General features: G+C 66.3%; 13 protein-coding genes and 1 pseudogene. 2 read left to right on the plus strand and 12 right to left on the minus strand.

Annotated features, from left to right (window positions below):
• Positions 1-27: 27 nt before the first annotated feature.
• From ACQBJO_RS08005 to ACQBJO_RS08020, 4 genes are read right to left on the minus strand one after another with little or no spacing between them, the layout of a single operon-like run.
• Complete coding sequence (locus tag ACQBJO_RS08005; protein ID WP_421009161.1) at positions 28-1,806, minus strand: type IV secretory system conjugative DNA transfer family protein; 1,779 nt, start codon at positions 1,804-1,806, stop codon at positions 28-30.
• Entirely contained in the window at positions 1,803-2,360 is a 558-nt protein-coding gene (locus ACQBJO_RS08010) for a hypothetical protein (protein WP_421009162.1), read from the minus strand. Before ACQBJO_RS08010 ends, ACQBJO_RS08005 begins: the two co-directional genes overlap by 4 nt.
• On the minus strand, positions 2,360-3,847 hold the full coding sequence (locus tag ACQBJO_RS08015) for an ATP-binding protein (RefSeq protein ID WP_421009163.1): 1,488 nt from the start codon (positions 3,845-3,847) through the stop codon (positions 2,360-2,362). Before ACQBJO_RS08015 ends, ACQBJO_RS08010 begins: the two co-directional genes overlap by 1 nt.
• Entirely contained in the window at positions 3,844-4,662 is an 819-nt protein-coding gene (locus tag ACQBJO_RS08020) for a hypothetical protein (RefSeq protein WP_421009164.1), read from the minus strand. Before ACQBJO_RS08020 ends, ACQBJO_RS08015 begins: the two co-directional genes overlap by 4 nt.
• A 156-nt stretch (positions 4,663-4,818) precedes the next feature.
• Between ACQBJO_RS08020 and ACQBJO_RS08025 the strand changes: the two genes are divergently transcribed.
• Complete coding sequence (locus ACQBJO_RS08025; RefSeq protein WP_421009165.1) at positions 4,819-5,589, plus strand: hypothetical protein; 771 nt, start codon at positions 4,819-4,821, stop codon at positions 5,587-5,589.
• A 3-nt stretch (positions 5,590-5,592) separates the two neighbouring features.
• On the opposite strand, the gene ACQBJO_RS08030 is transcribed toward ACQBJO_RS08025, so the two are convergent.
• Genes ACQBJO_RS08030 through ACQBJO_RS08040 form a run of 3 tightly spaced genes read right to left on the minus strand, consistent with a single transcriptional unit; the run spans position 5,593 to position 8,759 of the window.
• Positions 5,593-7,053: an SCO6880 family protein gene (locus ACQBJO_RS08030; RefSeq protein WP_421009166.1), complete on the minus strand. Its 1,461-nt coding sequence runs from the start codon at positions 7,051-7,053 to the stop codon at positions 5,593-5,595.
• 5 nt (positions 7,054-7,058) lie between these two features.
• Positions 7,059-8,444, minus strand: coding sequence for a conjugal transfer protein TrbL (locus ACQBJO_RS08035; RefSeq protein ID WP_421009191.1), 1,386 nt, complete (start codon positions 8,442-8,444; stop codon positions 7,059-7,061).
• Positions 8,445-8,486: 42 nt separating this feature from the next.
• On the minus strand, positions 8,487-8,759 hold the full coding sequence (locus ACQBJO_RS08040; RefSeq protein WP_421009192.1) for a DUF6112 family protein: 273 nt from the start codon (positions 8,757-8,759) through the stop codon (positions 8,487-8,489).
• A gap of 194 nt (positions 8,760-8,953) precedes the next feature.
• Here ACQBJO_RS08040 and ACQBJO_RS08045 point away from each other — a divergent pair, with 194 nt between their 5' ends.
• Complete coding sequence (locus tag ACQBJO_RS08045) at positions 8,954-9,817, plus strand: TIGR02391 family protein (RefSeq protein ID WP_421009167.1); 864 nt, start codon at positions 8,954-8,956, stop codon at positions 9,815-9,817.
• Here the strand turns inward: ACQBJO_RS08045 and ACQBJO_RS08050 are convergent.
• The 5 genes and pseudogenes from ACQBJO_RS08050 to ACQBJO_RS08070 all read right to left on the minus strand — a co-directional run bounded on the left by ACQBJO_RS08050 (position 9,814) and on the right by ACQBJO_RS08070 (position 13,882).
• Positions 9,814-10,080 (minus strand): DUF6112 family protein, encoded by a 267-nt coding sequence (locus ACQBJO_RS08050; RefSeq protein ID WP_421009168.1) that lies wholly within the window; start codon positions 10,078-10,080, stop codon positions 9,814-9,816. The two genes, ACQBJO_RS08045 and ACQBJO_RS08050, sit on opposite strands and share 4 nt — an antisense overlap.
• Positions 10,081-10,091: 11 nt before the next feature.
• Positions 10,092-11,282, minus strand: a pseudogene (locus tag ACQBJO_RS08055) (M23 family metallopeptidase); the annotation flags it as partial.
• 15 nt (positions 11,283-11,297) lie between these two features.
• On the minus strand, positions 11,298-11,984 hold the full coding sequence (locus ACQBJO_RS08060; RefSeq protein WP_421009169.1) for a hypothetical protein: 687 nt from the start codon (positions 11,982-11,984) through the stop codon (positions 11,298-11,300).
• Between the two features lie 42 nt (positions 11,985-12,026).
• The gene (locus ACQBJO_RS08065) at positions 12,027-13,028 is read right to left on the minus strand and encodes a ParB N-terminal domain-containing protein (protein WP_421009170.1); all 1,002 of its coding nucleotides are present in this window, start codon (positions 13,026-13,028) and stop codon (positions 12,027-12,029) included.
• Positions 13,025-13,882 carry a hypothetical protein gene (locus ACQBJO_RS08070; protein ID WP_421009171.1) on the minus strand — a complete coding sequence of 286 codons (858 nt, stop codon included), beginning with the start codon at positions 13,880-13,882 and terminating at the stop codon, positions 13,025-13,027. Before ACQBJO_RS08070 ends, ACQBJO_RS08065 begins: the two co-directional genes overlap by 4 nt.
• Positions 13,883-13,925: the final 43 nt, after the last annotated feature.

Raw genomic sequence — 13,925 nt, forward strand, 5'->3', positions numbered from 1 at the left:
CAGGTGCACTACACCAGCCCAACCACTTCAGGCGTCGGAAGTGCGCTGCAACAGCCCCTCGATCTCGGCCCGGTCGCGCTTCAACTGCTCCGCATCGGGACGGCTCGGCCAGGCGCGCAGGTCGGTGACGATGGGTGGTGCGGCACGGAGGAGGGTGACGCCGGTGCCGAAGGGCAGGGTGCGGATGCGGTCGGGCGGCAGGATCGGCACCCGCCTGATCGAGCGTTGGTTCGACCGGCTGCCGTGGTCCCCGAGGGTGACGGAGTCGGTGAACTCGTCGCGTTCGCCGATGAGGGTGGAGAGGTCTTGGAGGTCTTTGGAGTTCGACGCCCCACCGAGAATGACCTTGACGATGGAGGCATCCCAGATCGCTCCGGCCTGGTTCTCCGACCACTTATCGCGGGCCTGCGCGAGTGACTGCAAGACCGGGAGCGTGGTGATGCCCGTGCCGCCGCCCTCTGCCATGAGTGTCGGCAGTGACGGGAGGGGCGCGAGGTTTCCAATTTCGTCGAGCGCGAGTAGGAGGGGTGGGTCGAGGCGGGCTCCGGGTGATCGTGCGGCGATGCGGCGTGCGGTTTCGATGAGGTCTTCCACGAACGCCGCCACCAACGCTGCAGACGCACCAGCCCCCGCTCCGGTGGCGAGGAGATACAGCGTGCCGCGGTCTTTGATGAAGGCTTCGGGGTCGAAGCTCTCACCCTCACTCGGCGACACGGCATCCAGCACCCTGGGATCAGCGAGGGCACCGAGCGCGAGGGAGACGCCTTGCCAGATGGAGTCTCGGGTGCGGGGGTCGGAGTCGATCATCGCCTCCAAAGAATCCGCCCAACCTGCGGCCGCGTTCGGGTTCGCGGTGAGGATCGCGACCGCCTCCGCCGCAGCCGACGGGTCGAGGGTCCAGCGGAACAGTTCGGCCGGTGAGCGATGATCGAGGGCGGCGGCGTGGAGGAGGCCTTGGAGTGCGGTGCGGGTCTTTCCTTCCCAGAACCCACCGGACTCGACACCGCCAGCGGAGAGGCCGGTGGCGGAGGCGAGTCCGGTGGCGCGGATCATCGCCGTCAACGGGTCCTCACACCCCCGTACCGGCGACCAGCGCAGGCCTGCGGGGACGCCTTCGGCGAGGTGCTGTGGATCGAACACCGCCACCGGCCCCGCATTACGCCGCCGGGCGCGGAGGGTGGCGGTGAGATTGTCCGGCCTCGTGGAGGTCGTCACCACGGCTCCGGGGGCGTCGAGGATGGCGTTGATGACGACGTGCAGGCCCTTGCCGGAGCGGGGCGGCCCGATCAGCAAGATCGAGTCCTCGACCGACGCCCAGACCTGCTTGCCCCGCGAGGAGCCGAGGAGGTAGCCGACATCGGCTGGTGATGGTTCGTCGAGCGATGGCCGCAGCGTCGCAGCACGCTTCAACAAGGCCTTGGGCGACGCGGTCTGGGTGACCTCATGGCTGGTCGCGGTGCCCGCGAGGCGGCGGGGGTCGGTCTCGACCTTGCGGTTGTGGCGTCGCCATTTCGTCCAGCACCAGCCCAGCCCGACCGTCACCGCAGCAAGGAGCACGACGGTGACGATCCAGTAGACGACCGGGCTCAGGCCCTCAGCTCCGAGGGCGCCGCCGGGGTCGCCGGGGTTGAACAGCACCCCCATCCCGCCCGTCGGCCCTGACGTGGGCTGCGCGGTCCCGGTGAGGAACGCGGCGATGGAGCCTGCGCCGCGGAGGACGAGCCCGAGGGCGAAGATTCCGATGAGGCCGATGAGGGCGGCGTTGGTGAGTTCATCACCCATCGAGCCCGGCTGCCGCTCGTTCATGGCAGTGTCTCGATGTGGACGGTGCCGGAGATCCGGCCAAACAGCAGCACGTCCTGTGCCCTGCTTGTTGGTGTCGGGAGCTGGTTGAGATCCAGCAGGGCGCACGCACGTCCGCCCGCCGCATCCGTATGGGAGACGATGATTGCGACGGCGACATCTTCGCCGGGCAGGAACCCGTCGGCGGTGACCTCGACCAGCACTGGCCCCTTCAGCTTCCATACTGGCTTCGCGGGCTCGGACGGCGGCACGGATTCGGGGGTGCGTGTGCGTTTGCGGGGGTGGATGAGGTCGGTGAACACCGACCCGTCAACCTCGCGGACCTCGATCCGCACCGCCACGCTTCGGTCCTTCGTGACCGCGTCGAGGAGGTCGGTGAAGCTGCCGCGCGTCCATTCCCCGCGAGGAGGCGGCGGGAACACGGCACCGTCCACCGTGACATCGAGGGTCCCGGTGTCAGTGACGATCACACGGACGTTCGGGAGCACCGCCTGCACCGGCCCCGGTGTCTCGTTCGACGCTGCGGCGGCGTGTTTCTTCTGGGGACGCACGTTCATCACTTCACCCCCGAGGTGAGGCGGGAGCTGGTGTCGAACATCTCCAGCTCGGCTGGGTGGAGCTGATGCTGCGTCACGAACGACCTGTCCTTGATCCGCCACAACCCCTGCCCGACACCGAGACCGGGAAGGAGCTTCTGCTCGGTCCCGGTCAGCCCGAGCGCACTGGCGGTGGCTCCGAGCTGGTCGGATTCCTGCCGGTACACGATCCGGGTCTCCGCATTCGCGAGCAAGGAGTTGGCAAGGGAGCGCATGGCTGAGCCTTGGTCGCCGACATTGTCCAAGTCGGTCAACTTATGAAAAATCAACATGTTCGCGATCCCGTAATGCCGCGCGAGCCGCCAGTGCGCATCCATCCGGCGCAGGAGCGCGGGGTGGGACATGAGTCGCCAGGCTTCGTCGTAGATCACCCACCGCTGCCCACCATTCGGGTCCAACAACGCCGATTCCATCCACGCGCTGGAGCACGTCATCAGCACCGAGATCAACGTCGAGTTCTCGGTCACGCGGGAGAGGTCGAGGGAGATCATCGGCAACGACGGATCAAACCTGACCGTCGATGGCCCATCGAAAAGACCGGCGAGGTCGCCGGCGACGAGGCGGCGGAGGGCGTGGCCGACGAGCCGCCCATCCTCCGCGAGCCGGCCGTCGGTGTCGTCACTGGGGTTGAGGACGCGGTCAACGACCATTGGCAGAATCGGCACCGTGTTCTCCCGCACCGTCTGCGTCAACGCCAAGTCGATCGCAGTGTGTTCCAACGGCGACAACCCCCGCGCCAGCACCGTCTCCGCCAGAGCCCCGATGAGATCCCTCCGGCGAGAGGCGACGGTCGCGGCCCACTGCTCATCCGACAGGCCGGAGGTCCGCATGCCCTCATCGAGCGGATTCAACCGCGTGTTGAGGCCGTGGCCGAGGACGATCGCTCGACCCCCGACAGCCTCCGCTACCGCGGTGTGTTCCCCCTTGGGGTCGCCGGGGACGTAGACGCGACGCCCGAACGGCAGTGACCGCGTGTAAAGGGATTTTGCGAGTGAGGATTTCCCGGAGCCGACGATTCCGGCGAGGACGACGTTGGGTGCGGTGATGATGCCGCGGGCGTAGAGCACCCACGGGTCGTAGACGAAGCTGCCGCCGGAGTAGAGGTCCTGGCCGACGAAGACGCCGTCGGAGCCGAGACCCCCTTCAGCGACGAACGGATACGCCCCAGCGAGAGTCGCGCTGGTGTCCTGGTGACGTGGCACCTTGAACCTGCCCGGCGACCGTAACCCAGCTGCGCCCGGCTCGCCCGACGCAGGCAGATACGTTGTCGCTAGGCGTTCGGCACGCTCGGCCTCCGCCTTCGCCACCGCAGCCGCCTTCTCGGCCAGCCGCTTCTCGGCGGTGATGCGGGCGGCGGCCTGCCGGCGTTGCTTCCGCAGCTTGCGGCGCTCGGACGCTGGGGCGACGAGAACCGAGGTATGTAGCCGTTCGGGCTCACGGGCGCTCACAGACCCAGCCCCCGACCCGAGGTGTGCGACGAGCGAGTGGTGTTGGCGAACCAGTCCTTCTCGACCGCGACGCCCTGCGCAGCGGACGGCCCCGCAGCAGCGGCTGCACGAGCAGGACTACCCGCGACCCTTGCCGGATCGGCCGCTGGTGGCGAAGGAGGCTCGGTCGATTCTGGTTCGAGGGGCACGTTGTGGGCGCGGTGCAGGGAGACGTGACCGTGGAACGGGTTGTAGGTAAGGGCGTAGTCGCCGTCGGTGACCGCGCGGTCGAGATCACTGACCGGTGGGGTGTCGTAGACGTATCCGTTCTCCAACGCCGCATCAGTGGTCTCCTCGCCGTAGTCCCACTGCTTCAAATGCTCGATCCCTGCCGCCGGGCCGTCGCGGCTGATGAGGTCCATCACCTGGTCGGCCTCCTCGCCCTGGAGGAAGACGATGTTGACCCACTGCCGGATCGAGCGGGAGGTGCCGGGTTGCCAGGCGATCCGCCCTGCCGCGTTCATGGCCGCGTCGAGGCGGTCGTGTGCGGAGTCAATCAGGGTCGCTGCCTGGTGCAGTTCGTCCGCTGCCGCGAGAGCGTCACGGGCACCTGCGGCGGGGTTGCCGTGATCGTCGGTCGCGTGGATCTGCCGCGATGCGTGGGCGTTGGCAAGCTGGTCGAGGACCTGCCGCAGCGACCGCACCCCGGCGAGCAGATCACCCATCACCGGATACATCTGCGAGGGCTGACCGAACGTCCGGCTGGCATGAGCCAGACCCCGCATCGCTTCGGATGCTTCAGCGGCGTCTTTGGTGGGGTCGGTGAACGTGGGCATGAGGAACCTCCCTGACGATGGATGTCAGAGAGGAGGTGAGCGACAGGCTCCTCGTCTTGCTCGCTCTTGGCACGGGCAGCAGTGCTCGTGGGGAGATGTGTCGGTGGTACATGCCAGCATCTGCGCAAACGAGCAGACCCACACCGGGAGGAACTGATGTTGAGTGCGATCAAGGAGATTCCGGGCACGATCAAGAGCTGGCGCGACAACCGAGAGTCGATCTACAACCTCGTTGCGACTATCGCTGCTGCCCTCGTCGTTGCGGCCGTTGCGACAGGAACGCGACCGAGCGACGCCCTGGCCGCGGTCGCGCGCCATATCCAACTCACGCCGGTGGCGGAGTGGTTGACTGGCCTATCGCTCGCTAACGACCCGGCCCCCGCCGTGAACGGGATCATGCTTACGGCTCTGCTTGTTCTTCTGGCTTGGATGGTCGTGATCCCGTTGGTGCGCAGCAGACATGATGACAACCAGATGTTCGCCTACGAACCTCTTCGCCTCGTCGGTGCGCCCGCAGCTGCGACCGTCTGGCTTCTTCTTTTCGTCGCGGCACAGTACGGCGACATCGCGGCACCGCTGCGCTCATGGGCGCACACCGCGTTCGCCGCAGCGCTATGGGTGTTGGGCGGGCTCGCCGCTGCGGGTGTTCTCTACCTCCTCGCGCGGCGATACGGAATGGACGACCTTGCCCGTCTCCTGTTGTGGCCCCCGGCAGTGGTCGTTTACCGCGTCTATGTGGGGATCTGTTTCACGGGTGTCGCAGTAGTTGTTGCCGCTGTCGGCATCCCGGTCGGGATCATCTCGTGGTTTGCCGGATTGGAATCTGACCGTAGCCGCAAGATTCGTGACGACATTGAGCGAGAACGTATCGAACGCGAACCTGTGGCCACAGGCGCCGCCATCGTCCGTCTCGACCGCGCCGCCTAAAGATCACACCTTCCGGCACAACGGCAATGCGGCGGCCGTGAACGCGGCGGCCTGCTGCCCGACGAGGAGTCGGGTTTCACACGAGGCCTGGATCGCTGCTTGTTCGATCGCCGCGACGGCGGCGTCCAACTCGTTGATGGTGGGTGCGGTGATGGTGACGAGGCCGGTGTAGCGGAGGATGCCGTGCCCGGCGGTGAGGTCGGCCTCCTGTTGGAGGACGTCTTGGTATTCGGCGGTTTGGGAGGCGTCTTCGATCTGCCCGATCCGCTGCCGCTGCGCCGCATCACTGATGTGCTCCACCTTCTTCTTCCGAATATCCCGCGCCGCTTGGTCCGACCGCATGGGTGTGCAGATCAGCGAGAAGGATCGCTGGATGCCGGTGGAGAGCAGCACGGGTGAGAGGAATCCCGGATAGACCAGAGAGCGGGGCCATTCGGAGATCCAGAGGGTGGCGTGGTGGGCGGAGTCGGTGCGGATACGTCCCCAGGATTCGTTGACCGCGAGCGGGCCTGCGGTGGCGAGGGATTGTCCGATTTGCCCGTGCCGTTCCAAGGTCGCGGCGATCGCGGGGTCATACGCGGAGCGGAGAATCACGGCGATCTGCCCTGGGGTGAGCCATCCGGACGGGGTCAGGTCCGCCGACCGGAGCGCCGCGGTCAGCGTCGCCATCTCCTGCCGGAGGACGGCGGCCGCGCCACGGATGCCGCCGCCGGCGGTGCGGATCTGTCGCCCGGCGGCCCGCATGTCCAAGGACAGTGACAGGGTGGTGGCGTGGCGTTCCCCGGCAGGACCTGCCCGGTCGATCAACTCGCCATAGGTCGTGGAGGCCCAGGAGTCGTCGTGGGTGCCGTGCGCAGCCCACCACTCCGCCAATCCAGTGCCGGAGTCCGGGAGGGTGCGTTCGAGGATCTGCAAGGTCGCGATGCGCCCGGAACGGCAGACGGTGGCGAGCACGCGGCCCCAGGAAGTGACGCGGCGTTCCTGCTCACCGGGATCGAGGAGTACGAACGCCGGATGGGTGACCTCGCAGACCACAGTGAGGGTGCCCGCGTGCGGGTCGTGGATCATCCCGGCTTCGGTTTCGGGGTCGGTGAACTCCCGCAGCCGCGCCATATCGCCCGGCAGCGCGAGGGTGCCGACCGGGCGGGGTGCGACGACTTTGCGGCGGTAGATGAGCTGCCCGATCGTGGTGCGGTAGAGCCACCAGCATCCGACCGGCAACCATTCGACCAGGGGCCTTCCCGCAATCGGCACCCACGTCAACGTGATGGAGAGTGCCCAGATGGGTGCGGTGTAGGCGAGCAGGATGCCGCCGCCGGCGTAGAGGGCCCCGACGAAGGAGAGGATGCCGACCGCGAGCGTCACGAGCTGCGGAAGCGATAACCCGAGGAGGACGCCGCGGCGGGTGAGGCGGGAGAACTTCACCGGCACCAGTTCGCTCGCATTCTTACTGCTGCTGCTCATGGGGTTCACTTCTTCCCGGGTGTGGGGTCGGGCGGTGTCGGGTCCTGCGGTGGTGTCGGCGTCTTCGGCACCGGGGACGAGGGTGGTGCCGTGTCACTGCCCTGGGGTGGTGGGGTGATGTTGCTGCTCGCACCGTCGGCGGCTGCTTCGCCTTGACCGCCGAGCTTGTCGCCGAGGTCGTGACCGGCGTTGAAGGAGTCCTTGGCGACCTTCGCCGCGATCACCGCCGCAGCGACCGGGGCCGCGACCGCAGCACCCGCACCCGCCCCACCTCCGGCTGCCGCGGTTGAACCACCACCGGATGCGGCAGGCGCAGCACTCTCAGGCGGAGTGCCACCCGTGGAGGCCGGTGTCGGCTTCGGCGGCGGAGTCGTACCGCCGCCGCCGTTGCCGCCACTGCCTTTGCCCCCGCCGCTGTTGTTGCCGTCGAGGACTTTCTGCGCGTCCTGCCCCTGCGGCTTCGACGGCACAGGCATCGGGCGGTTGAGAGCCTGCTTGGCGTCTTGTTCGGAGCCGATCGCGTGATACATGTCGAAGCCGACGAACGCGATGAACTTGTACGTCAGATACGGCGCGAACGCGGCCATCGCCATCAGCACGACGCCCGCGATGGGGTCACTGATCGACGCGAGATCCATGTCAATCGGTGCCGACACCTGCGTGATCGCGACGAGGAACATGACGACCAGCACGAGCTTGGAGGCGATGAGGGCGATTACGAACATCGCCCACTTGCTGATCCACCCCCGGCTCGCGTCCCAGGAGGCGCCGGAGAACGCCAACGGTGCAAACACGATCGCAACCAACAGCAAGGCTTTGCGGATCAGGAGGGAGAGCCAGACGATGGCGGCGGCCGAGATCGCCAGTCCTGCGAGGAAGATGGTGATGATCGCACCCACACCCGGAGCCGCGATATTGATCCCCGCCAGCCCCGCAACCAACAGGGTGATCTTGTCGCCCATCGTGGTGGTGGTTTCGCCTGCGGCTTGGATGATGCCGGTGCAGAGCTGATCCACGATCTCCAACCCGAGCCCGGTCAACGTGATGACGACGAATGACCCAAGCACCGATTTCGCCAGCCCCAACGCAGCCCGAGACAGGGCGGTGGGGACTCGTTTGATGAGGCCGGTGATGAGTTGGAGGCAGAAGAACAGCAGCATGATGAACACTGCGATCCCGAACACCAGGTTGTACACCGAGATGTAGCCGTCGCTGGTGACGTCGACCAACGTGGTGGTGTCGAAGACGTTCCAGACTGCCTCGAACAACCACCCGGCAGCGTTGCCCATTGCCTGGGCAAGCCAATCAAACGGTGCCGAGATCAGGGCGCCGGCGGCGTCGCCTGCGATATCGCAGACGTTGGAGATGATGGGTATATCGCACACGCCCATCACGCACCTCCTTCAGATTGAAGTCGTTGGTGGTGGGCGGGGTCAGACTTGCTGGCCGACGTTCCAGAAGAAGTTCACGAGCGTCACCGACGCCCCGCAGATGACCGCGGCTCCGCAGGAGACGAGGACGCCGATCTTTCCCCGCCCTGCCAGATGCGGGTTCGAGGAGTTCGCGCCGAAGCCCCAGACGATCGCGCTGATGATGAGCGCGAGGACGGAGAGGATGAGGCCGACGGTCATGACCGCGCCGACGATCGTGCGGAGCTGCGCGATACCGGGAAGGCCGGAGTCGTTGGGGTCGATGTTCACCTCCATCGGAACGAGAACCGGGGCGGCGAGGACGGACGAGATGAGATCGAACACGATGGGCTCCTGACACGAACAAGGCCCACAGGAATCGTGGGCGGGGGAAGGGTTCGCGGATCAGGTGCGCCTTCGATACCGACAGCGCATCCTCTGCCGTGTCGGGGGTGCCGCCTACGCTTGGGGACTGGTGAGAGGAGGCCGGTATGGCGGAGTACAGCGCGGATTATCTGCGTCGGTTGCGTTCGGCAATCGAACAGTTTGAGGGAGCCTTCGAGGCGTGGATGCAGACCCAGCACGAGTCGACACATATGGAGTCACGCGGTCTTTTCCCTACTGTCTGGGCCAAGGAGGGAGAAGACAGCGCTGCCATCCAGGGACTTGAACTCGATGTTGCTGAAGCAGCAGGACTTGCAGCGCGTGCCGTCGCCGTCACGGGGGCTTATATCGCAGTGCAGGGTCTGGGAATGATCGATCCTGTCTCGAACTGGTCGTTCATGGCGGCACCGAAGGCTCCGCTTGCACCCCGCGATGTTCGGATGACCGCGTCCAACGTCAAGGGGCGGCTCGATGCGATGATCGCCGACGCGGAAGCGCGTGACGATTCCGGCCTTCCCGGTTTCTCTCCTGCCGAGCTGCACAAAGTGATCTGGGCTGCGGCGGCGGCTCATTGGACAACGCATCAGTATCGCGTCGCCGTGCGCGAAGCGGCAGAAGCGCTCACCGTCCATTGGAAAAACCGACTTGGCCGCAACGATGTGGACGACACCCCGTTCTGGCAACAAACTTTGTCGCCCGGCGAGCCCCTTCCCGACCGACCGAAACTTGTGTGGCCAGGCGAGCCTTCGGATAAGACCACCAAGAGCATGCGCGGTGGTCTCGAACCGATGGCTAAGGCCCTGACGAATCTAGCAACAGGCGTCAATCTGACGGTGCGAAACGTCACGACACATACGCGGAGCGAACTCACCGAGCAGGAAGCAATGGAACGCCTCGCTGCTTACAGCTACCTTGCGCGGCTACTCGATCAGTGTGAGATCCAGCGTGCTGAGACCGCTGACGATCTCTAGAGCTGGTCGCCGATGGCGATGAGCCAGTTCATCCACGCGACCGCGCCACCGGCGAGAGCAGCAGCGCCGACAGCGACGAGGAGGCCGGTGCGGGCTTTGCTAGCGGTGGCGTGGTTGCCGTGCGCGGAGGCTACCGCCCAGGTGATGGCGCACACAATGAGCATGAGCACGGCGATGATGAGCACGAACGTCAGCAAGGCTCCGATGACTTCTTTGAGGTCTCCGATGCCGCTGATGCCCTCGAAGTCGGGAAACACGTTCACGATCCACTCCCTCCGTTGCTGCATGATCCTGTTGGGGTGATGTCTCCGACGGGGAGGTCCGCGGCCCCGTGCTCGGTGAGCCAGGCGGCGGGGTCGGTGTAGTCGCCGTTGGTGCCGCCGATACGGACCTCGAAATGCAGGTGCGGCCCCGTCGAATACCCCGACGAACCCACGTCGGCGATGTGCTGCCCCGCCGTCACCCGGTCACCGACGGAGACGTGGATGCCGTTCTCCCACGAATGCGCATACGCCGTCGCAACGGTCTGCCCGTCAACGGTGTGCTCGATCACGACAAGCCCCCCGTAGCCGCCGGTGTATTCGGCGACGGTGACGATGCCGTCGGCGGCGGCGAGGATCGGTGTGCCGTCGGGGCCTGCGAAGTCGGTGCCGGTGTGGAGCTTGTATTCGCCCGTGATCGGGTGCTCGCGCATCCCGAAGGGGCTGGTCATCACCCAGGTGCCCTCCGGCAGCGGGAACACGATCCGCGACGACTCCGCCACCGGGCCAGCCGCCGCACCACCGGTGCCCGCCGGCTGCGTGTTGTTGCTGCCGCTGTTCACAGTCAGTGCTTGAAGGATGGCCTCGGCGACGGGCTCGTAGTTCTGATACCTGTCCGGGTACGCGGAGACCTCGACGGCTTGGGCTACTTCGCCCTTGTCCATCGACTCCCACCCGGGGATATCGAGCAGGCCCCTGGGGCTCGGGTAGTTCGGTCCGGTGGGGCCGCCGAAGAACGCTTTCGCTTGGTAGGTCGGGTCCATGAGGTCGGCGACGGTGCCCCACCCGGACTGCGGACGCATCTGGAACAAGCCGAGACTATCGTGATCCCCGCCATCACCATCGTTCGGATAGTCGGCCGACTCCGGGTAGGTGCTGGTGTTGGAGAGCATGCGGAGGGTGGATTCGGTGAGGGCGGCCATGATCGCGATCTGCACCGCATCCCGATCCACTCCCTCGATCTGGGAGCCGGTGGTGATGATCGTGGCGGCATGTGTGAGCTGCCGCTTGTTCAACGTGAACGAGTACCCATCCGCCGTCGTCACCGACAGGGAATCCGGGATCTCGCCGACGGTCAGCCCGGTGGTGAGGCAGGTGGCGTTCGCGGTCTGCGCGGGGTTGATGAGCGCCCCGATGGACACGAGCATGACGGCCGGGGCAAGGAAGACCAGGGCGATCCCCGCGATAGCGAGCTTCTTGAACACGACACACCACCCGTCCTATTTGAGGGGGTTGTCGAGCTGCGAGAGCCGCAGGAGCGAGCAGGTGTCGTAGGTGGGTGCGCAGACGATAAACACCGTGAACGCCACCTGATGCTCCGACGCGGCGGGGGTGCCGTTCCATTCGCCGTCGCGATGCCTCGTGCCCTCGATCGTGTAGGCGACGGTCCCTTCTGCGAGCTGCCCCGGCTGCGCCTGCGCCACCGCCGTCTCCCACGACTCCGGGACGTAGATGCTGTCGATGGTGAGGGTCTGGGCGGTGACATACTTGCGTAGCTCCATCCAGGAATCCCGTGTCGGCAGATACGCCGCCACGTCCGACGCGAGCCCGGCTTGTTCCTCACCGGAGGGGTCGCCGACATCGAGGATCACGCTGCTGTAGTCGAGGGGCATGAATCCGCTGCCGGTGTCCCAGGTGAACAAGGCTTCGGCGACGTTGCGGGCGAAGGTTTGCGGGTCCGCCGACCGAGGCACGGACGGGAGCCGTGGCGTCGCCGTCGGATTCGACGTAGACGGTGATGTCGAAGCCGGTTCGGAAGCGGATGGTTCGCTGGGTGTGGTGTCTCTGGGGCCGGTGATGAGGCCGTAGATCCCGATTCCGGCGAGGATCAGGAACACCACACCGGCGGCGATGGTGGCGATGAGGCGGCGCTTGAACCCTGGACGGCTGCTATCGAAGAAAGTCATGCCCCACAGGTGCACGAGACACCGCAGCCACGAGCTGAGCGGTCAGAGAGCGCGAAGCAGCCGCGCATCCTCGGCGGTGTCCGCCGTGCCACGCGCAGTACGGAGGCGATCAGCGAACGCGACGGTGCCATCGACGGTCGCGTAGAAGGCGTCGGCTTGCTCGTCGGTGAGTTCGGTAGCGATCTGGTGGAGGTCGTAGCGTTCCCACCAGTCGATCAGCTCGCCCCAGGTCAACACAAACGCCCGCACGGGGAACTGCACGATCTCCCCAGCAGGAGCGGGTGCTGGCTTGCGGGGCTTGTTCTTCTTCCGAGCAGCCTTGTTCTCAGCATGGACGCGCGCCAAGGTCTCTTCCGCGATCTGATGTAAGTCCTCTGCCGGTCGGCCTTCGGCTTGTTCGCGGATGCGTTGGTAGGCGGGGTTGACCGGCGCTCCAGCTTTCACGGCGTCCAGCTCGCGCCGTGCCTGGGCGCGGAGGTCATCAGGCTGGGCGGGATCGGCGGCGACCTTTTCGAGGTAGCCGACTTGTTCGAGCTTGGAGTAGGACGCAGTGCCGGTGACCATCTGTGCGGCCTGTCGGCGCGCATCCCCGGTCGGGCTGGTCAACGGCTCCGCCGAATCGGCGGAGCCGTTCCACCTCGGCTGATGCGCAGTCGTGAACTGATTCGCCGCCTCACGCCGCGCCGCATCCTCAGCCATTAGGACCTTCAGCTCCCGATACAGCGCTGCCGCCTCCACTGAGTTCAGGGGCTTATGGAGCACGTTGTCGTCCTGCTCTGCGAGGAGTTTCCCGAGTCGGTCGGAGATCCCGGATCGCATCCACACGTTGATCGTCTTCTTCCCGAGGAGTTTCACCGCCGCCAAGCGCCGGGCACCGCAGACGAGTGACCCGTCGGGGGCGATTGTGATGGGCTGAAGCAGGCCGACTCTCTTGATGGAGGCGGCGAGGGTGTCGATGTCGCCGAGTTCTTTGCGGTGCCTCGCGCCGACGGTGATGGCGGGTACGGACCATTGGACCTGGACGCCGTCGATGTCGCCGCTCATCGCTCGTCCTCGATCCGGGCGGCTGCGAGGGAGAGGGCGAGCATGAGGTCGTCATCGCGCAGCAGGAGCCGCATGGGTTCTTCCATCGCCAACCGCAACAGAATCCCGCGCCCCGCACTCGTGGTCGCAAGCGCCGGATCAGGATGGCCGAGGAGGGCACGGATGAGGGTGTGCCAGCAGGGAGCGGGAATGTCGAGGAGGGAGCGTGCGACCTTATCGCGCCGCAACCCCTCATACGCCGACTGGCGGGTGCCTGAGCGCATGAGGGCTCCGCAGACGTGCTCGACGCCTGCGCGGGCGACATCGGCCGGCCACTTCGCCAGCACGAGCACCCCGATCGCATCCTCCACCGTCGAATGCGCCGACCCGGTACCACCATCCTGCTCAGCAACGGTCTGCTCTGTGTCGGGGTCGTCGGTGATGCGGAACGCGGGGTGGTAGTCGGTCAGCGGGTTCTCCCTGTCACTGAAGCGTTCGGGGTCGTGGAAGGCGGAGATGTGGGGGCGGCGGGCTTGGTGGACGGAGCAGAGGAGGCCTTGGGCGCGTTCCTCGAAGATGCAGGTGAGCCGCACCGCATGCGTCACCACAGCCCACGGATCAACCGCCGACCTCGCCGATTTGGTGCGCATCACATCGAACGCCGCCGACGCCGCCTCCCACGGGTCCAACCCATGCTTGACCGCGAGGGGCGCGTACTTCTCGCAGGCATAGGCCATCAACTCTGCGGCGACCGGATCGTGTTTCCAGGCGTCGGGGCCGCTGTCGTGGAGGCGATGGAGTAGAGCGCGTAGGCCCTCGCTGCTTTGGTAGTCCTCCGGGCCATCCGGGGCTGCGGTCATCGTCCTGTAGCTCATGGTCGGACACCTCCTCGACCCAAACCAGGTGCACTACCCACCC

The sequence above is a fragment of the Janibacter zhangyanbonis genome (genome assembly GCF_050507325.1).
GTDB lineage: Bacteria > Actinomycetota > Actinomycetes > Actinomycetales > Dermatophilaceae > Janibacter.